The sequence below is a fragment of the Janthinobacterium sp. genome, from assembly GCF_009923995.1.
Taxonomy (GTDB): Bacteria; Pseudomonadota; Gammaproteobacteria; order Burkholderiales; family Burkholderiaceae_D; genus Janthinobacterium.
The window spans coordinates 1-19,269 of record NZ_RFSK01000011.1 but is presented as its reverse complement, the minus strand read 5'-3'; the positions used below and the strand labels follow the sequence as shown (position 1 = coordinate 19,269).

Here is a 19,269-nt window from a genome sequence, read left to right as displayed (position 1 = left end):
CACGCTGGCCGCCGCCGCGGCAGCGCCAGCCGGCGCGATGCCGTCTCGCTTCCACCGTATTGACCTGGCCGATAGGACCGCATGATTTCTTTCCGTATCCCCCATTCCGTTTCCACGCGCCGGCCCTGGCGCGGCTGGCTGCTGCCGCTGCTGTTGAGCCTGCTGCTGGCGTGTTCCCTGTCCACGCCTGCCGCCCGGGCGCAGCCCGTCGATGATGCGGCCACGGCCGACCAGCGCCTCGATGGCTTGCGCAAGCAGATCACCACCATCCAGAAGGCGCTCGATGGCGATGCCGACCTCGATGACGCGACCCTGTCGCAGATGAAGGCCGATGCGCTGGCCGCCAGCGCCGAGGCGGACAAGGTGGCCGAGTCGCTCGTGCCGACCCTGTCGAGCGTGCAGGCGCGGCTGGCCGAGCTGGGCAAGCCGGCGGCGGGGGCCAAGGAAGCGCCCGATGTGGCGGCGCAGCGCAGCCAGCTGGACCGCACCAGCAGCGCCCTCGATGCGCAGGTGAAACTGGCGCGCCTGCTGGCCGTGGAAGCGACGCAGGCCTCGGAACAGGTGTCGACGGCGCGCCGCGCACAGCTGCAGGCGCGCCTGGGCGAGCGCACGGCCTCCATCCTCGCCGGTTCCTTCTGGAAACAGCTGCATGGCGAACTGCCGCAGAATCTGCAGCGCCTGCGGGCGCTGGAGCTGGAGTTGGCGAACGCGGCGCGCGCCACGCCGTGGTCGGCCTGGGGCGGCTTGCTGGCCGCCGTCGTGGCCGTGATCGGCGCCAGCATCTGGGCCTCGCGCTACCTGCTGGTGGTGACGGCCACGCGCGTGCCGCATGGCCGTTTGCGCCGTTCGCTGCATGCGCTGGCCGTCATCGTGCTGGCGCTGGCCACGCCGGGGCTGGTGGCGGAATTGCTGGCCATGGGCTTGCGCTGGGATGGCAGCCTGTCCGAAAAAAGCTCGACTTTCCTCAGCAGCTTGATCGGCATCATCTGTTTTGCCGGTTTTACGGCAGGTCTCGGTCACGCGCTGCTGTCGCCGCGCCGCGTCTCGTGGCGTTTGCTGCCCCTGCCCGACGCGCTGGCGCACCGCATGCGCAACTTCCCGTCCATGTTTTCCTTCATCGTCGTGCTCGTGTGGGCGACGGAACGGGTCACCATCGTCATCAATGCGGGCCTGTCCACGGCCGTGGCCGTCAACTGCATCGTGGCCCTCGTGATGAGCACCACCATCGCCTATGGCCTGATGCGCGCCGAGCGCTGCTGGCGCCAGCTGCGCGAGGCCGATCCCGCCTCCCCCGTCACGCCGTTGTGGCTGCGCTGCGTCACGGTCGTGCTGTGGCTGGCGCTGGCGTCCAGCGTCATCAGCCTGCTGATCGGCTATGTGGCCTTCGGCAGCTTTGTCGCCAAGCAAATCGCCTGGGTCATCGTGGTGCTGTGCAGCACCTACCTGCTGACGGTGCTGGTCGACGACATCTGCATGCTGCTGGCATCCACGCCGCCGCCGCCGGACGCGGCCAACCCCGTGCTGGCCACGCCCAAGGCGCGCGACCAGGCGGCCGTGCTGCTGTCGGGCATCGGCCGCGCCATCGTCGTGCTGCTGGCCCTGATGCTGCTGCTGGCGCCGTTCGGCGAAGGGCCGGGCGAGCTGTTCCAGCGCGTCGGCAAGCTGCAGGATGGGCTGGCCATCGGCGAAGTGGCCATCCGCCCGGCCGCCGTGATCCAGGCCCTGCTGGTGCTGGTGGTGGGCTTCATCGCGCTGGGCCTGTTCAAGCGCTGGCTGCAGAACAGCTATCTGCCGACGACGAATCTCGATTCCGGCATGCAAGTGTCGTTCATCACCCTGTTCGGCTACATCGGCGGCGTGCTGGCCGTGGCGCTGGCCCTGTCGGCGGCCGGCATCGGCCTGGAACGCATCGCGTGGGTGGCGTCGGCCTTGTCGGTGGGTATCGGCTTCGGCCTGCAGGCGGTGGTGCAGAACTTCGTCTCCGGCCTGATTTTGCTGGCCGAGCGCCCCGTGAAGGTGGGCGACTGGGTGTCGCTGGGCGGCGTGGAGGGCGATATCCGCCGCATCAATGTGCGCGCCACGGAAATCCAGCTGGGCGACCGTTCCACGGTGATTGTGCCGAACTCGGAATTCATCACCAAGACGGTGCGCAACGTCACCCTGGCCAACCCGCTGGGCCTGGTGCAGCTGAAGCTGCCGCTGCCCCTGTCCACGGATGCGGACGAAGCGCGCGCGCTGATCCTGGCCGCCTTTGTCGAGAACCGCGACGTGCTCGACGCGCCGGCGCCCAGCGTGCAGCTCGACGGCATCGACAATGGCTACCTGATGTTCAACGCCACCGGCTACGTGGGGTCGCCGCGCCTCGCGTATGGCGTGCGCAGCAACCTGCTGTTCGACCTGCTCAAGCGCTTACACGCGGCGAACATGCCGATTTCCAAGCCCAGCACCATGGTGCTGAGCACGGTACCTGCCCAGCCCGAGGCGCCGCCCATCTCGGCGGTGGCAGCCGCGCCGACGGCCGCGCCCGCCCCCGTGCCACCGCTGACGAGCTAATTAACGCACCGTCGACCACAGCAGGGCCGCCAGGTACAGGCCGATGCCGAACGCCGCATGGGCCATCAGGCTGCGCAGGCGGGCGGCGTTTGGATGGGGCGTCCTGCTGGCGGCCAGGCCGGCACCCATGCCCGGCTGCAAGATGCAAAACGGCGCGGCCACGCTGACCAGGCCCGCCAGCAGGGCCGGCGCGAACGTCGGCCCTTGCACCCACTCCCGTCCCACCAGCGCCAGCAGCACGCCCGCAAACAGCACGCCGATGAGGTAGTGCGCCGTCCAGCCCAGCACCGCCTCATGGCGCACGGGCGCCGCCTGGGCGATGTTGACGTGGCTCAAGGTGCCGCGTGCTAAGTGACCGAGCCAGCGTCCCACCATGGCGAAGTTCAGCGAGGGGATGCACCAGTAGCGCTTCAAGGCCACGGCCCATACATCCATCACCGCCGTCGCGCCCACGCCGATCGCCAGCGCATCGAGCCAGAGTATTTGCATTGCCGCTCCCATCATTCAATGAATTGCTTGAATGTTATAAGGGTGCTAGCATCCTGTCAATGAACCATGCAGAAATCGAATCCCTGGCCAGTCCGGCCGAGTTTGCCCATATTTTAGGCAGTGCACCCCGTTTGCGCCTGCTCGAGCAGATCGCGCGCGGCGAACATGCGGTGGAGCAGCTGGTGGAGTTGACGGGCCTGTCCGTGGCGAATACTTCCCAGCACCTGCAGCAGCTGCGGCGCGCCGGTTTCGTGCAGGCCCGGCGCGACGGCAAGCGCGTGTTGTACCGGCTCGGCAACGGCCCCATCGTGCAATTGCTGGCCGCGCTGGACGTGTATGCCCAGCACCAGCGCAGCGAGTTGCAGGCGCTGGGCCGGGGCGACCACGTGGAAGCCATCACGGGCGATGAACTGCTGGCGCGCATGGACGAAGCCAGCATCACCGTGCTTGACGTGCGCCCCGCCCGCGAATTTGCCGCCGGCCACCTGCCCGGTGCGCTGAATATTCCCCTGGACGACTTGCAGCGCCGCCTGGCGGAATTGCCCGCGCACCAGGATATCGCCGCCTACTGCCGGGGGCCATATTGCGTGCTGTCCGTGCAGGCCGTGGCGGCCCTGCGCCAGCACGGCTTGCAGGCGCGCCGCCTCGGCAGCGGCTACGATGACTGGCAGGCGGCCGGCTTGCCGGTGAGCCGGGCGGGCTGATGGCCATCCCCCACAGCAAGCAGGAACTCATCACCGCCATCGACGGCACGTATGCCAGGCTGATGCAGGAAGTGGCGCGCGTGCCGCCGGCGCTGGCGCGCGATCCCGTGCTGGTCGGACACGTCAAGGGCACGCGCATGAGCGTGTGCGACCTGCTCGCGTATCTGCTGGGCTGGAATACGCTGGTCCTGCACTGGCACGCGCAGCTGCGCGAAGGCAAACGAATGGACGAGATTACCTTTCCCGCCGAAGGTTTCACGTGGAACGCTCTGGGGGCACTGGCGCAGCGCTTCTATGCCGACTATGCTGAACTGAGCATGCCGGAGTTGCAGCAGCGCCTGGAGCAGGCGAAAGACCGGTTGCTGGCGCTGGTCGATGCGCACGACGACGCGCAGCTGTATGGCCAGCCCTGGTACACGCATTACACGATGGGACGCATGATCCAGTTCAACACGGCGTCGCCGTATGCGAATGCGCGCACGCGCTTGCGGTCCTGGCTCAAGACCTTGTAGCCCGCCGCTGCGGGCGTGCACGATTGCATCAGTACGACAAGCAACATTTCAGGCAGGATAGTGGTTTCAAGCGCAACCGACTGAAGGATCACCATGCTGACCATCGCCCTCGCCCAGCTCAACCCCACCGTGGGCGATTTCGACGGCAATGTCGCCGCTATCACCGCCCGTATGGCCCGCGCTAGCGGCGAGGGCGCCGACCTGCTGGTGTGTCCGGAACTGTCGCTGTGCGCGTACTACCCGGGCGACCTGTTTGAGGATGCGGCATTCCTGCACGGCTTGCAGCAGGCGCTGGACACCTTGCTGCAGGCTTCCACGCGCTGGCCGGAACTCGTCACCGTCATCGGCACGGCGCGGCCCAATCCCGGCGTCGGCAAGCCTCTGTACAACGCCCTGCTGGCGCTGCGCGACGGGCGCATCGTGGCCGAATACTACAAACAGCTGCTGCCCACCTACGGCATCTTCGACGAGGGCCGCCATTTCGAGCCGGGCCCGCCCGGCGCCTGCACCCTGGAGATCGCCGGCTGCAAGGTGGGTTTCATGATCTGCGAGGATGGCTGGAACGACGATGGCCGCGCCTACGCCGTCAACCCCTTCGACGCCCTGCACGCGGCGCGCCCCGACCTCGTCGTCAGCATCAACGCCAGCCCGTCCGACATCGGCAAGCGCGCGCAGCGCCACGCCGTGTTCGGCGCCGCCTGCGCGCGCGTCAACTTGCCTTTGCTCTTCGTCAACCAGGTGGGCGGCCAGGACCAGCTCGTGTTCGACGGCGCCTCGTTCGCCATGTCGCCGCGCCACGGCCTGCAGTTCGAGGCGGCCCGCTTCGTCGAGGATTTTCCGCTGCTGCGCTTTGGCGATGGCGGTTTTACGCGCCCGGACGGCGCGGCGTTTGCCGTGCCGGACCCGGACGGCATCCCCGCCGTGGAGTTTGCGCGGCGCCAGATCGTGCTGGGCTTGCGCGACTATGCGCGCCGCTGCGGTTTTACACAGGTCGTCGTCGGCTGCTCGGGCGGCATCGATTCCGCGCTGACCCTGGCCCTGGCCGTCGAGGCGCTGGGCGCGGATAACGTCGTCGCCATCACCATGCCGTCCGTGTTTTCCAGCGCCGGCTCCGTCACCGATTCCATCACCCTGTGCGCCAACCTGGGCATCGCCCTGCACACGCATCCCATCCGCGACATCGTGGCGCAATACGAAGCCGGTTATGCCCAAGCCTTCGACGGCAAGCTGCAAGGCCTGCCGCTGGAAAACCTGCAGGCGCGCGTGCGCGGCACGATCCTGATGGAATACTCGAACGCCTTCGGCGCCCTGCTGCTCACCACCGGCAACAAGAGCGAAATCTCGGTGGGTTACTGCACCCTGTATGGCGACACGAACGGGGGGCTGGGGCTGATCGGCGACCTGTATAAAACGGAGGTGTTCGCCCTGGCGCGCCACGTGAACGCCAGCGCGGGGCGGGCGCTGATTCCCGCCGCCATCCTCGACAAGCCGCCGTCGGCAGAACTGGCGCCGGGCCAGCGCGACACGGACAGCTTGCCGCCGTATCCCGTGCTCGATGAAATCCTCAAGTGGCATATCGAAGGGCGGCGCCTGCCGGCGGCCGAAAGTGCGCAGGCGCTGACCTTTGTCGACCAGCTGCGCGAGACGGATGCCGGACGCGCGCTCGTGACGCGCATCCTCGGCCTGGTCGCCCGCAACGAATACAAGCGGCGCCAGGCGGCGCCCATCATCCGCGTGCGTTCGCGCGCCTTTGGCAGCGGCCGGCAATTGCCGATCGCCGCCCACTATCCCACCGGAGACGACGCATGACACTCGCCTGCCCAGCCGACGCGGCCATCCTGATCGGCCGTTTCCAGCCCTTTCACAATGGCCACGCGGGCTTGCTGCAGACGGCGCTGGCCACGGCCGCCCAGGTGGTGGTGGTGCTCGGCTCCGCCTTTCATGCGCGCAGCCCGAAAAACCCGTTTACGTGGCAGGAACGGGCCGCCATGATCGCCGCGACGTTACCCGAGGCGCAGCGCGCGCGCGTGCACTACGTGGCCGTGCGCGACTACTACGATGACGGCCTGTGGGCCGATGCCGTGCGGCGCGCCGTGGCCGCTGCCCTGCCCCGCGCGCAGCGCGTCACCCTGGTGGCCTGCTTCAAGGATGCCACCAGCTACTATCTGCACCACTTCCCCCACTGGCAGCTGCTGAACCTGGAGATCGATGCGGGCGCCCCCATCGGAGCCACCGCCATCCGCAACGTGCTGTTCGAGGCGGAAGACGTGGACGTGTCGCTGAGCGCCGTGGCGCAGCTGCTGCCCGCCGCCATCGGCCAGTATCTGAAGGCGTGGACCCTGCTGCCGTGGTACGCGCCGCTGGTGCAGGAATACCGCGCCATCGAGGCCTACAAGGCGCGCTGGCGCGTGGCGCCGTATCCGCCCATCTTTACCACCGTGGACGCGCTGGTGCAGACGGGCGGCCACGTGCTGCTCGTGCGCCGCGGCGGCTATCCGGGCAAGGGCCTGTGGGCGCTGCCGGGCGGCTTCCTGGAGCCGCGCGAACGCCTGCTGCAGGGCGCCCTGCGCGAGCTGGCGGAAGAAACCCAGCTGGGCGTGCTGGCGCCCACCCTCGTCGAGGCGCTGGTCGGCGTGGCCGTGTTCGACCACCCGGACCGCAGCCAGCGCGGGCGCACCATCACCCATGCGCATTATTTCGACCTCAAGACGCGCCAGCTGCCCGCCGTGACGGCCGCCGACGATGCGGCGCTGGCGCAGTGGGTGCCGGTGAGCGTCCTGCCGGCCATGGAAGAGGAATTCTTCGAAGACCACTTCCACATCCTGAACCACTTCCTGCAGCTCACGCACGAAGGGCGCTAGAGGGACAGCAGGCCCGGCCCGCCCCGGCGCGTCAGGATGTCACGCGCTCCCAGCCATGTCTGACGGCCGCCTTGAAGTCTTCCCACGCCGATTGGGGATAGGTGTGTTCCCAGTTGCTGCGCAATTCGGCTTCCACCTGCTCCCAGCTTTGCCCCCGGTAGCTGTCGCTGCCCGCCATCGAGTGGCCATAGCGGTAGGCGGGGTCGTAATCCTCGAAGCGCGCGCCGCTGGCCGCGTACTGGCTGCGCCAGTGCACCTGGTAATCCTGCTCGTCGTCGTCGCTGGTGCGCGGCAGGTTGTCGGCGCCGGGATAGTGGCGCACGGTGGCGCTGCCGCGCCCCCCTTCCTGCGGCATGCTGCCGGCAAACTGCTGCGACGACGCGCCCGGCGGGTTCATATTGCCGGCCGACGTACCCTGCTGCGACTGCATGCTGGCGCCCTGGCGCTGGCCGCTGTCGCCCGGGGCGGATGCCGCGGCGCCGGGCCAGCCGCTGGAACGCCAGTGTTCCGCGTGCGCGTCGATATCGATGGGGGCGTAGCGCTCGACGAGGTCGGTGGCGCGCTGGATATCGGCATCGCTGGCCTCTTCCAGGGTCAGCACGATGTGGCCGCGGCGCACGGCTTCCGCGTAGATGTGGCGGTCGGCGTGGCTGCCGAACAGGTCCGTAAAGAAGTGCTTGACGCTGTCGAGCAGGCTGTCGCCCTCGTCACGGCGGGCATCGTCCGTGTCGGCGGCACCGTCGCGGCCTGCATCGTGCAGGCGGATGTTGGCGCTGGGAAATCCTGCCGTGATCAGGTCTTGCCGCGCATGCTCGGCCATGTCGCGCTGCGCGAAAACTGCTGCCAAAGTGTGTGCCATGATGATCTCCAATCGGTGAACAACGTCCTTTCAGTGTAGGCCGTGAAAAACGAAAGGGGCGCCCGTTTGCCCCTTGGAAATCGTTGTGTTCAACAACTGTTTACCGTCTGAATCGGCATCCTGGCGCCACGTGAAACCTCAGTCTGTCGTGCCGACAAAGGCGCGCAGGAAATCGATGAAGGCGCGTACTTTTTCCGGGATATGCTGGGTATGCGCATACACGGCATACACGCCCTGCCCGGGGAAGACCACGTCCGGCAGCAGGTGGCGCAGGCGCCCCGCGCGCACCTCCGCTTCCACCTGCCACTGCGGCAGCAGGGCCACGCCGCAGCCGCCCAGGGCAAAGCCCAGCAGGGCCGAGGCGGAGTCGGAATGGATGACGGCATCGTCCTGTGCGGAGAAGGCGGCGGGGCCGTCCGGCGTCTGCACGTCCCAGCGCAGGGGCGAAGCGAGGCGGCTGTGCGCCAGCCAGCGCGCGCGCTGCAGCGCGTCCAGGGTGGCGATGCCCGCGCCGGGCAGGCTGGCCAGGTAGGCGGGCGAGGCCACGGGCCAGATGGCGTAGGGCTCGATCAGCGCGGCGCGGTAGCTCGAATCGTTGAGCGAGCCCATGCGGATGGCCAGGTCGTAGCGCCCGGCGATCAGGTCTTCGTGCGAGGACGACGAGGAATGCTGGATCTGCAGCTGCGGGTGGGCGGCGGCAAAGGCGATCAGCGCGGGAATCACCGTGCGGTTGCCGTATTCGACGGTGGTGGTCAGGCGCAGCGTGCCGCGCAAGCCCTGGTGGCCCTGGCGCGCCGTTTCGATGGCGCCATGCGCTTCGCTGAGCACGCGCTGGCAATCCTCATAAAAACGCCGCCCCACGTCCGTCAGGGCCAGGCTGCGCGTGCTGCGCGTGAGCAGCGACACGCCCAGCTCCGCTTCCAGCTGTTTCAGGTTAAAGCTGACGACGGCCTTGCTCTGGCCCAGCACGGCGGCGGCGGCCGTCAGCGAGCCGGCGTCGACGATGGCGATGAAAATACCCAAACGGTCAAGACTGATCATAAATAAATATGAGGATACATGCGGGTTACGGGAGTTTGTCAAAATTTATTTGACAGTGTAATCGGGGCTGGCCCGTTACGCAAATGGCGTGTGGCGCTTAAGCTGGCCGTTTGCCATTCGGAGCACCATGGACTACCGCAAAAAGGTCGCCGCCATCTATCTGCTGGGGTTTTTCGTTGACCTGATCAACATGTTCATCACCAGCGTGGCCTACCCCGACATCGGCCGTGCCCTGCACGCGTCGGTGGCGCAGCTGGCCTGGATCAGTACCGGCTACATCCTCGGCCTGACCATCGTCATTCCCGCCAGCGCGTGGCTTGCTGCCTATTATGGCAGCAAAACCGTGTTTATGGCCTCGTTGCTAACTTTTTTATTCGCCAGCGTGGGCGCCGGCCTGGCGCCGTCGATCGAGGCGCTGATCGCCTGGCGCTGCGTGCAGGGCCTGGGCGGCGGCCTGCTCATCCCGCTGGGACAAAGCATGACCTACCAGCTGTACCCGCCCGCGGAGCGGCCCGGCCTGTCGTCCGTCATCATGCTGGTGGGCTTGCTGGCGCCGGCCCTGTCGCCGGCCCTGGGCGGCGTGATCGTCGACAGCCTGTCGTGGCGGGCGATTTTTTATCTGAACGTGCCCTTTGCCGCCCTGGCGCTGCTGCTGGCCGCCTGCTGGCTGCGTCCGGACCCGCCCCGCGCAGCCGTGCCCCGGCTCGACGCGGGCGGCCTGCTGGCGGGCTGCGTGGCCATCCTGCTGCTGTTGCTGGGCCTGACCATGCTGGGCACGCCGGGCGATGCCTGGGCCGGCGCCGGCGTGCTGGCGCTGGGCGCCGTGTGCGCCCGGGTCTACGTGCGCGGCGCCTTGCGCAAGTCTGCGCCCCTGCTCAACCTGCGCCTGGCTGCCGAACCCCTGCTGCGCGTCTCCATGCTGATGTACCTGCTGGTGCCCGGCGTCTTCATGGGCGTAAGCCTGCTGGCCGTGCTCTACCTGCAGGGCGTGCTGGGCATGTCCGCTTCGACAGCGGGCGCCCTGATGCTGCCGTGGGCCCTGGCCTCGTTTGGCGCCATTGCGCTGACGGGAAAAAGCTATCGCCGCGTGGGGCCGCAGCCCCTGTTCATCGCTGGCGCGCTGCTGCAGGCGGCGGGCATGCTGATGCTGCTGCGGGTGAACTCCGCAGGCCAGTTATTCTGGCTGGCCGGCGCGTACGCCGTGATGGGGTTTGGCGGCGGCTTGTGCAGCAGCACGGCGCAAAGCACGGCCTTTTTGCGCACGCCCGATACGCAGCTGAGCCAGGCCAGCGCCGTGTGGAATATCAACCGCCAGCTGGGCTTTTGCCTGGGCGTCGCCCTGCTCGGCGTGCTGCTCAACAGCCTGCTGGCGGCACGCGGCATTGCGTCGCTGGACGACCCCGCGCGGCAGGCCAGCGCGGCGCAGGTGTTTCACTGGTGTTTTGCCCTCGCCGCGTGCTCGTGCGTGCTGCCGTTGATGCTGTGCGCGCGCATCGACAACCGCGCCGTGCTGGCCCTTTTTTCTCCCCCCCAGGAAGCTAAAAAATGAATGAAACGAACCGCTATTTTGACGACGTGCTGGCCACCCATGTGATGATCCGGGAATGGCTCGGCGGCGAAGCGACGGCGCCCGGATATTGCGCCGCATTGCTGGCCCGTTTTTCCCCTGATTTCACGATGATTTCACCTGGCGGCAAGCTGCTCGATGCGGCCGGATTGGCGGCATTTTTCCGGGCCGCCGGCGGCAGCCGCGCGGGCTTGCAGATGCGTATTGCCGACCTCGTGCTGATCCAGGAAAGCGCCGCCGGCGCCACCGTCTCCTACCGCGAATTCCAGTGCCTGCCCGGCGGCGACAGCACGGAGCGATTGTCCACCGTCGTGTATGACACCTCGCCCGCCGGCACCTTGCTGTGGCGCCATCTGCACGAGACGTGGACGGCCCCGGCGGGCGAATAAAACGGCAAGCTGCGCGGCATTTTCCTACAGACAGGCAAGCCGCGCGCCGGCTGTGCAGGCGGTATTTTCCGACGAAGATGGGGTTTTAGCGACCATACACAGGAGAAGCGCGATGAACGAGAACCCCGCCAAGCCGGCCGACCCGGGCCGCAGCGACGGCAGCGATGCCGCCAAGGACGATGGCGGCAAGCCTGCCAGCGGCAACGTCGCCAGCGGCCACTGGGCCAATAACGTGATCACGCCGCAGGGCGGACCCGACGCCGTGGAGCAGGAAAACATGCCCACGCTGGGCCAGCCGGAGCACCGCGAGCACGTCAAGGGAGTTGCCCAGCAGCCGCACAGCGAAGCGGGCAAACTGGCCGATGACAGGCCGGGCCGCAACGAGTCGAAGGACGTGCACCGGTCGCTCAATCAGCACGAATGAACCGCGGTGATTCTATGCCGGAAAATCAGCTTAAATCATGCAACGCTTTTCGTAGCGCGGGACCGGTGGAAAACTGCGAAAAGACTACCTCCAGGCCCCCGCGTTCCGGCGTGCAGCACATGGGGCCCACCAGGTAGCGGGGGGCCTCGGGAAACGGCGCCAGGCGCAGCAGCGGCCAGTGCCGTCCATCGGTGGAATACTGTACCCGGATCACGCCTTGCGCCACCGTCACGCGCAGCCAGACGCCGTCCGGCATGGCGGGTGCCAGGCTGACGGCCCAATCCGATTTGTCCTGCGTCAATACCGTGCTCAACAAGAGCTGGCCATCGGCAAATTCGACGCCGCACTTGATCCAGTTCTGTTCGTCGATGCGCACCATCATGCCGGCCTGGTCGTACAGCGCCGCGTACGGTGCCGCCACGTGCAGCTGCGCCGTAAAATCGCCGGCGATGTCCGTGCCAAAAAAGTGGCCGCTGTCGCGGATAAAACCATACGCAGTCTTGCGCCAGAAATCCGTGCTGGCATCCGTCGTCACGCGCAATTGCGCGCCGACGGCGGACCAGGTTTCCGGTGCATTCAGCCAGCTGCCTTGCGTGAACATCGCTTCTCCTTGTGATCGAAAAATGCTACATAGTGTGCCCCCATCCCAGCGCCTTGTACAGGGCGATCGCGTCGATGTAGGACGCCGTTTCCGCCTGCAGCGCCTCGCGCCGGATAGCGAACAAGGCGCGCTGGTTTTCCAGCACGGCCTGGTAGCTGCCCGAGCCGCCCGCATAGCGCGTGCTGGCGATGTCGAGCGCCGCGTTGCCGTGGCGCGCCGACTGCAGCAGCGACGCCAATCGAGCCTGGTTTTCCGCCAGCTGCGTGACGGCGTTTTCCACCTCTTCCTGCGCGACCAACAGCGTCTGTGCATAGCGTGCCTGCGCGCCTTGCGCCCCGGCCTGCGTGCCGCGCAGGCGTGCCTTCACGCTGCCCAGGCGGAAGGCTGGATACGTGGCGGTGGGCGCCACCTCGAACGCGCGCGCGCCGCCATCGAACACGCCGCTGCCGCGCAGGGCAAAGAAGCCCAGAAAACCGCCGAGACTGAGGCGCGGATACAGCTCCGCCGTGGCGGCGCCCACGTCTTCGCTGGAGGCGGCCAGCAGGCGCTCGGCGCGCACCACATCGGGGCGCTGCCTGATCAGGCGGTTGACGTCGCCCAGCGGCAGCTGGCCCGCCAGCGGCGCCTGCTGCTGCGGCGTGGTGGCCAGCGCGATGGCGTCCGCAGTGTCTGTGCCAGGTCGCTGGCCGCTCAGCACGTCGAGCCGGTACTGCGCCTGGCGCAAGCCCGCCTGCAAGGGCGGGATGGCTGCCTCGCTGCGCGCCAGGTTGGCCAGCGCGTTGTGGCGCTCTTCCGGCAGGCCGCTGCCGGCGCGGATGCGCGCGTCGATCAATGTCACCGTATCGCGCCAGCTTTGCACCTGCGCCTGCGTCAGCGCCAGGTCTTGCTGGTAGCCCAGCGCCTCGTAGTAATTGCGCGCCACGTCGGCGGCGATCGTCAGCTGCGCCTGGCGCAAGTCCGCCTGCGCGGCACCGGCGCGCGCCTGCGCCGAGCGGCTCATGTGCGCCAGGCGGCCGAACAGGTCGATCTCCCATTGCGCGTCGAATCCCACCCGCGTCTGCGCGCTGGCGGCGCGGCTCGCCGGCGTGTCCTGTTCGACGGTGCGCTGCCAGCCCGCCTGGCCCGTGACGGCCGGCAGTTCATCGAGGCGGCGCTCGTCGAAGATGGCGCGCGCGGCCAGCAAATTGGCCTGCGCCTGAGCGATATCGAGATTGTGTTCGAGCGCGCCGGCGATCAGCTGCGACAGGCGCGCATCGTCGAAAAACGTCCACCAGGCGCTATCGCTGGCTGCCGTTTGAGCTGGCGCAAACTGCGCCTGCTGCGGGCTGGCCAAGGCGATGTCGAGCGTGGCCGGCGTGACGTAGGCCGGACTGACGGCGCAGCCGGCCAGCACGGGGAAAAGGGAGACAAACAAGCGGTAATTTTTCATGGGGATTCCTCAGTGCGGCGCGGCATCGTGCGCCAGCGCCTGCGACAAATCGCGGGCACGCGGCGTGGCATGATCGGCCGCGTGGCGGCGGGCCAGGAAGGTGTACACGGTGGGCAGCACGAACAGCGTAAACACGGTGCCGATCACCATGCCCGAGACGATCACCACGCCCAGGCCGAAGCGGCTGTTGGCGCCTGCGCCGGAAGCGAACAGCAGCGGCACCAGGCCCACCACCATGGCCGCCGTCGTCATCAGGATCGGGCGCAAACGGATCTGCGCCGCCTTGCGGATGGCGCTGACGCGGTCGAGCTGTTCATGCAGCTGCAATTCGTTGGCAAATTCCACCATCAGGATGCCGTGCTTGCTGATCAAGCCGATCAGGGTCACGAGGCCGATCTGCGTGTAGATGTTGACGGAGGCGTAGCCCAGGGCCAGGGGAATCAGGGCGCCGCAGATCGACAGGGGCACCGTGATCAGGATGATCAGCGGGTCCGTCAAACTTTCATACTGGGCGGCGAGCACCAGGTAGATCACGATGACGGCCGCGAGGAAGGCCAGCAGCAGGGCATTGCCTTCCGTGGCGAACTGGCGCGCGTCGGACTGCCAGTCGTAGCTGAAGCCGGGCGGCAGGGTTTTCGCCACGCCATCGAGGAAGGCGACGGCGTCGCCCAGGGTCACGCCGGGCGCGGGCACGCCCTGGAAGGTGGCCGCATTTTGCTGGTTGAACTGCGTCAGCATGTTCGGCTCGACCGCTTCGCTCACGGAGACGACGGCCGACAGGGGCAGCAGGCTGCCATCGTCGGCGCGCACGTACTGCTGCGTCAGGGCGTGCGCCGTCAAGCGCTGTTCGCGCGGGCTTTGCGCGATGACGTCGTAGGCGCGGCCATCCATGCCGAAGCGGTTCAGGTAATTTTCGCCCACCAGCACGGCCAGCGACTCGCCGATGTCCTGCATCTGGATACCCAGGCTGTTTGCCTTGGACCGGTCCACGCGCACCTTGACGACGGGGTTGTTGTAATCGAGGTCGCTGTCGACGACGGCGAACAGGCCGCTGGCGCGGGCGCGCTGCTTGACGTCTTCCATGGTGCGGAACAGGGTGGCGTAATCCTGCGCGCTGCGCAGCACCATCTGCACGGGCAAGCCGCCGCTCGACCCCGGCAGGGGCGCCAGCTGGAAGGCGAAGATGCTGGTGCCTTCCACGTCGCCCGCGGCGTGCTGCAATTCGGCCTGGATGACGGCCGCGTTGCGCGCGCGTTCGGCCCATGGCGTGAGGTTGATGCCGCCGATGCTCGATGCCGGGCCTTCGCCGCCGTTGATGATCCAGCGCGAGGCCGTTTCGGGCACGTTTTTATAAATCTCATCGAGCTTGTACGAGAAGCGCTCCACGTAATCGAGGTTGGCATGCTGCGGCGCCTTGATCGCCGTCAAGACGCTGGCCTGGTCTTCCGACGGCGCCAGTTCGCGCTGCGGCAGCAGGTACAGGAACGGCAGGCTGACCATCACCAGCGCGGCGAAACTGGCGCTCCACCAGCGGTGGTGCAGCGAGCGGTCCAGCAGGCGCGCATAGCGGCTGGTGAGGCCGGCAAAGAAATGCTCGGCGGCGCGCGCCATGCGCCCTTCCGATTGTTTCGGCTGCAGCAGCAAGGAGCTCATCACGGGCGACAGGGTCAAGGCCACCACGCCCGACACCACCACGGCGCCGGCCAGGGTCAGTGCGAATTCCTTGAACAGCGCGCCCGTCAGCCCGCCCATCATGCCGATGGGCGCATACACGGCCGCCAGCGTGATCGTCATGGCGATCACGGGGCCGGCCACTTCGCGCGCGCCGACGAGGGCGGCCGCCACGGGCGTCTTGCCTTCCTCGATATGCCGGTGCACGTTTTCCACCACGACGATGGCGTCGTCGACCACCAGGCCCACGGCCAGCACCATCGCCAGCAGGGTAAGCAGATTGATGCTGAAGCCGAAGGCCAGCATCAGCGCCGCCGCACCCAGCATCGACAGGGGGATCGTCACGACGGGAATGAGCACGGAGCGCAGGGAACCCATGCACAGGTAGATGACGATGACGACGATGAGCAGCGCTTCGAGCAGGGTATGCGCCACCTCGTCGATGGAGGACTGGATGAAGCGCGCCGTCTCGAATGCCAGCTCGACCTTCACGCCGGGCGGCAGGGTTTTCTGGATCTCGGGCAGCAGTTTCTTGATGCCGTCGACGATCACCAGCGGATTGCCGCCGGGCGTGGGCGACAGGCCCAGGTACACGGCCGGCACGCCGTCCATGATGCCGCTCGTCTCCGTCGCGGCAGCGCCCAGTTCCACCGTGCCCACGTCCTTCAGGCGCACGAGGGCGGCGCTGTCCTTTTCGTCGCCGCCCTTGCGAATGACCATGTCGCGGAACTGCGCCACGCTGGTGAGGTCCGTGTTGACGCTGATGTTGGCGACGACGAACTGCCCCTTCACCTTGCCCGGTGCCGCTTGGTAGTTATTGCGCCGCACGGCAGCGGCCACGTCGGCCGCCGTCAAGCCCCGCGCGGCCAGTTTCGCCGGGTCTATCCACAAGCGCATGGCCAGCTGCTGGCCGCCATACACATCGACTTTCGCCACGCCGTCGATGGTGGCGAACATGGGCTGCACCACGCGCGCCAGGTAGTCCGTCAGCGCGGGCGCGGACACGCTTTCGCTGGCAAAGCCCACATACGCGACGGCCGAGGAATCGCCGGCCGCGCGCTCGATGACGGGATCGAAAGCGCCCTCCGGCAATTTATAGCGCACCTGGTTGACCTTGGCCATGACTTCCGTCAAGGCCTGCGTGGAATCGCGGTTCAGTTCCATGCGCACTGTGACGGTGCTGCTGCCCTGCACGGACGACGACGTCAGGTAGTCGATGCCTTCCACCGACGATACGGCTTGCGCAATCGGCTGCGTGACAAAACCCTGCATCAGCTCCGCCGAGGCGCCCGGATACGTGGTTTTCACGGTGATGGTGGACGATTCGAGCATGGGATACTGGCGGATCGGCAGCTGCTTGATGGCGATCACGCCCAGCATCAGGATCAAGGTGCTGATCACCAGCGCCAGCACGGGGCGGCGCACGAATAAATCGGTCAATTTCATGGTGTGGCCTTCCCTTGAGAGCCGGCTTTGGGCGCGGCGCGTTTGACTTCATCGAGGGTGTTGGCCACGGCCTGCACGGCCATGCCGTCGGCCAGTTTCAGCTGGCCCGAAGCGACCACGCGCTGGCCCTCGCGCAAGCCGTCCACAATGGCCACGCGGCCCCCTGCCCGCTCGCCCAGCTTCACGCCCACGCGCTTGACGGTGAGCGGCTGTTTTCTCTCCTGCTGCGCGACGAAGACCGTGTCGCCATACGCGCTGTAGGTCACCGCCGTTTCCGGCACCGTCAGCTGCTGTCCGGCCTCGCGGGCCACGCGCACGTTCGCATACATGCCCGGCCTCAGGGCGTTGCGGGGATGGGTCAGCGCCGCCTGCACCTGCACCATGCGCGAGCGGGCGACGAGCGGGTCGATGGCGTTGATCTTCGCCGTGAAGATTTCATGCGGATAGGCGTCCACCAGCACTTGCACGGCCTGCCCCGGCGCCAGCTTCGCGCTGCTCTGTTCATCGAGGGCGAAGTTCACCAGCAGGGACTTCGTGTCGATCAGGCTGGCCAGCGTGTCGCCTGCGCTCAGGTACTGGCCAGGGTGCACCTTGCGGATGCCCAGCTGCCCGGCGAACGGGGCGCGGATGGTCTTTTGCGCGATCAGGGCCTGCGTCTGGCGCACGTCGCCCAGGGCCGCGTCGCGCGCGGCCAGGGCGCTGTCGAGCTGCTCCTGCGTGGCCGCCTTTTCCTTGACCATCTGCGCCGTGCGGGCATGGCTGCTTTCCGCGTTTTTCAGCTGCGCGCGCTGGCGCAGCAGCACCGCCTGTTCCTGGGCGTCATTCAGCTGTACCAGTACGGCGCCGGCCGCCACGTGCTGGCCCGATTCAAACGCGATGTGCGTGATGCGCCCGCCCGTTTCGGCCGCCACCTGTACCTGGCGCGCCGCTTCCAGCTCGCCCACGCCAGCGAAGTAGCGTTCCTGTGTGCCCAGCACGACGGGCACCAGTGCCACCTTGGTGGCGGGCGTGGCGGCGGCATCGGCCGCATGGGAGTCCGCCCGCGGGTAGAGCGCGGCACCGGCGACGGCCAGGGTGAGGGCCAGCGCGGAGGCGCCGACGAGTTTCGTATGCATGATGAAGTCCTTTACAGCGGGGAAGAAGGGGCGCAGCGGAGGCTGATCAGGTCCGCTGCGCGTTGAAAAGAAGGAACAGGCCGATGCTCCACAGCAGCAGCACCAGGTGCGTCGTCTGCAAGCCTTCCTGCGCGATCCAGTAACCGAACCACAGGCCGCCCAGGTGCATCAGCAGCAAAAACGCGGCCATGGCGCACAGGGCCAGGTTCAGCCAGGGCAGCGCATCCATCAGGGACGCGCCAAGGAACAGGGCCACGCCTGTCCAGGCGGCGATGGCGGCCAGCAGTTGCAGCGCCAGCACCACGCCCAGCGCCAGCCGGTGCAGGGTCAATGAGGTGCGCGCGCGGCGCAGCAGCGGCGTCTCGATGGTCGGGTCCTGGCGCAGCGGGTCCATGCGCATGGTGTTGCCGATGGCCCAGACGGCGCCGTGGAAGGCGTGCAGGTTGTTGAGGGTGGCCAGGGTCAGCCAGGTGGCCAGGCCGATGGCGAGGATGGCGTGAAACAGCCAGATGGAGTGTTGCAGCTGCATGGGGAAATCCAGTCCAAAAAGTGTCTTGCCGGCATGCGGACGTGGAAACTCCTCGACAGCGGGGAGCTACCGGCCTATTATGCAAGCAATTAGTTGGTTAACTGGCCCCATGATAGTTGAGTGAAATGAATTACACAAGTAAACGTTTGGATAATAGCGAAGCGCCGCAAACGACGGAGCGCATCCTGTATTTCATCAAGACCAAGGGACCCGTCTCCACGGCGACCCTGGCCAAGACCCTGGACATGACGGGCGAGGCGGCGCGCCAGCAGGTGCAAAAGCTGGTGGCGGCGGGCCTCATCGAGGGGCGCCAGGAAGCACAGGCGGGCGCCGGGCGGCCGCGCCAGAACTGGGTCTTGACGGAAGCGGGCAATGCGCGCTTTCCCGACACGCATGCGCAGCTGACGATCAAGCTGATCGGTTCCGTGCGCCAGCTGTTCGGCGAGGCGGGGCTGGATAAGCTCATTTCGCAGCGTGAAGAGGAAAGCCGCAGCGCGTACGCGCTGGCGTGCTCGGCGCCGGACTTGCCCACGCGGCTGCGGCAGCTGGCGGCCGTGCGCGATGAAGAGGGTTATATGGCCCGCGTGGAAGCGGATGGCAAGGACTGGCTGCTGATCGAGGACCACTGCCCCATCTGCGCCGCCGCGCGCACCTGCCAGGGCTTTTGCCGGTCCGAACTGCAGCTGTTCCAGGAAGTGGTGGGACCGGGCGCGAGCATCGTGCGCGAGCAGCATTTGCTGGCCAACGCCATGCGCTGCATCTACCGCATTTCGCCGCTGCCCTGAGTTAATTTAATCCTTGGGAAACAAAGGCCAGGTGCACAGCGCCACCAGCCCCGCCAGCCACCACACGACGGGCCAGCTGCTGGCGGCCAGCACGTGCGGGATGGCGATGGGCGTGAGGAACAGGCCCACGTAGACGGCCGTGTTCGCCATGCCCAGGGCTGTGCCCGCATTGGCGCCGCCCGCTTCCGTCGCCAGCTCCGTGTAGGCCACGCCATGCCAGGCGGACACGGCGATGCCGGCGATGATGACGGCGGCCATCAGGACCCAGCCCGGCGCATGGCCGCCGGCGGCCAT

Annotated in this window: 17 protein-coding genes and 1 pseudogene; 9 read left to right on the top strand and 9 right to left on the bottom strand. The window is 67.4% G+C overall.

Going from position 1 to position 19,269, the window contains the following annotated elements; all coding sequences use genetic code 11:
• The first annotated feature begins 81 nt into the window (after positions 1–81).
• Positions 82–2,553, top strand: coding sequence for a DUF3772 domain-containing protein (locus EBS11_RS07955; RefSeq protein ID WP_290601865.1), 2,472 nt, complete (start codon positions 82–84; stop codon positions 2,551–2,553).
• Here the strand turns inward: EBS11_RS07955 and EBS11_RS07950 are convergent, their stop codons facing one another.
• Entirely contained in the window at positions 2,554–3,042 is a 489-nt protein-coding gene (locus tag EBS11_RS07950; protein WP_290601864.1) for a DUF2938 domain-containing protein, read from the bottom strand.
• Between the two features lie 59 nt (positions 3,043–3,101).
• On the opposite strand from EBS11_RS07950, the gene EBS11_RS07945 reads away from it, so the two are divergent.
• From EBS11_RS07945 to EBS11_RS07930, 4 genes are all read left to right on the top strand, one after another.
• Positions 3,102–3,746, top strand: coding sequence for a metalloregulator ArsR/SmtB family transcription factor (locus tag EBS11_RS07945; protein WP_290601862.1), 645 nt, complete (start codon positions 3,102–3,104; stop codon positions 3,744–3,746).
• On the top strand, positions 3,746–4,258 hold the full coding sequence (locus EBS11_RS07940; protein ID WP_290601860.1) for a ClbS/DfsB family four-helix bundle protein: 513 nt from the start codon (positions 3,746–3,748) through the stop codon (positions 4,256–4,258). The genes EBS11_RS07945 and EBS11_RS07940 overlap by 1 nt, the downstream gene beginning before the upstream one ends.
• 93 nt (positions 4,259–4,351) lie before the next feature.
• On the top strand, positions 4,352–6,067 hold the full coding sequence (locus EBS11_RS07935; protein ID WP_290601859.1) for an NAD+ synthase: 1,716 nt from the start codon (positions 4,352–4,354) through the stop codon (positions 6,065–6,067).
• Positions 6,064–7,119, top strand: a complete 1,056-nt coding sequence (locus tag EBS11_RS07930) for a bifunctional nicotinamide-nucleotide adenylyltransferase/Nudix hydroxylase (RefSeq protein ID WP_290601858.1) — start codon at positions 6,064–6,066, stop codon at positions 7,117–7,119. Before EBS11_RS07935 ends, EBS11_RS07930 begins: the two co-directional genes overlap by 4 nt.
• Before the next feature lie 31 nt (positions 7,120–7,150).
• Here the strand turns inward: EBS11_RS07930 and EBS11_RS07925 are convergent, their stop codons facing one another.
• Together EBS11_RS07925 and EBS11_RS07920 are read right to left on the bottom strand one after the other, a co-directional pair.
• Positions 7,151–7,978 (bottom strand): hypothetical protein, encoded by an 828-nt coding sequence (locus EBS11_RS07925; RefSeq protein ID WP_290601857.1) that lies wholly within the window; start codon positions 7,976–7,978, stop codon positions 7,151–7,153.
• Between the two features lie 138 nt (positions 7,979–8,116).
• A complete protein-coding gene (locus EBS11_RS07920; RefSeq protein WP_290601856.1) occupies positions 8,117–9,019 on the bottom strand; it encodes a LysR family transcriptional regulator in 903 nt (300 codons plus the stop codon).
• A gap of 127 nt (positions 9,020–9,146) precedes the next feature.
• Here EBS11_RS07920 and EBS11_RS07915 point away from each other — a divergent pair, with 127 nt between their 5' ends.
• The 3 genes from EBS11_RS07915 to EBS11_RS07905 all read left to right on the top strand — a co-directional run bounded on the left by EBS11_RS07915 (position 9,147) and on the right by EBS11_RS07905 (position 11,399).
• Positions 9,147–10,568, top strand: a complete 1,422-nt coding sequence (locus EBS11_RS07915) for an MFS transporter (protein ID WP_290601855.1) — start codon at positions 9,147–9,149, stop codon at positions 10,566–10,568.
• Positions 10,565–10,975, top strand: coding sequence for a DUF4440 domain-containing protein (locus tag EBS11_RS07910; RefSeq protein WP_290601854.1), 411 nt, complete (start codon positions 10,565–10,567; stop codon positions 10,973–10,975). The genes EBS11_RS07915 and EBS11_RS07910 overlap by 4 nt, the downstream gene beginning before the upstream one ends.
• Positions 10,976–11,087: 112 nt before the next feature.
• Complete coding sequence (locus tag EBS11_RS07905) at positions 11,088–11,399, top strand: hypothetical protein (protein WP_290601853.1); 312 nt, start codon at positions 11,088–11,090, stop codon at positions 11,397–11,399.
• Positions 11,400–11,424: 25 nt separating this feature from the next.
• On the opposite strand, the gene EBS11_RS07900 is transcribed toward EBS11_RS07905, so the two are convergent.
• Genes EBS11_RS07900 through EBS11_RS07880 form a run of 5 tightly spaced genes read right to left on the bottom strand, consistent with a single transcriptional unit; the run spans position 11,425 to position 18,190 of the window.
• On the bottom strand, positions 11,425–12,000 hold the full coding sequence (locus EBS11_RS07900) for a DUF1349 domain-containing protein (protein WP_290601852.1): 576 nt from the start codon (positions 11,998–12,000) through the stop codon (positions 11,425–11,427).
• Positions 12,001–12,025: 25 nt separating this feature from the next.
• Positions 12,026–13,429 (bottom strand): TolC family protein, encoded by a 1,404-nt coding sequence (locus EBS11_RS07895; protein ID WP_290601851.1) that lies wholly within the window; start codon positions 13,427–13,429, stop codon positions 12,026–12,028.
• Positions 13,430–13,438: 9 nt separating this feature from the next.
• A complete protein-coding gene (locus EBS11_RS07890) occupies positions 13,439–16,546 on the bottom strand; it encodes a MexW/MexI family multidrug efflux RND transporter permease subunit (protein ID WP_290601850.1) in 3,108 nt (1,035 codons plus the stop codon).
• Complete coding sequence (locus tag EBS11_RS07885) at positions 16,543–17,661, bottom strand: efflux RND transporter periplasmic adaptor subunit (RefSeq protein ID WP_290601849.1); 1,119 nt, start codon at positions 17,659–17,661, stop codon at positions 16,543–16,545. The genes EBS11_RS07890 and EBS11_RS07885 overlap by 4 nt, the downstream gene beginning before the upstream one ends.
• Before the next feature lie 46 nt (positions 17,662–17,707).
• Positions 17,708–18,190: a DUF2165 family protein gene (locus EBS11_RS07880; protein ID WP_290601847.1), complete on the bottom strand. Its 483-nt coding sequence runs from the start codon at positions 18,188–18,190 to the stop codon at positions 17,708–17,710.
• Positions 18,191–18,315: 125 nt separating this feature from the next.
• Between EBS11_RS07880 and EBS11_RS07875 the strand changes: the two genes are divergently transcribed.
• Complete coding sequence (locus EBS11_RS07875; protein WP_290601845.1) at positions 18,316–18,975, top strand: MarR family transcriptional regulator; 660 nt, start codon at positions 18,316–18,318, stop codon at positions 18,973–18,975.
• Positions 18,976–18,981: 6 nt separating this feature from the next.
• Here the strand turns inward: EBS11_RS07875 and EBS11_RS07870 are convergent.
• Positions 18,982–19,269, bottom strand: a pseudogene (locus tag EBS11_RS07870) (MFS transporter); the annotation flags it as partial.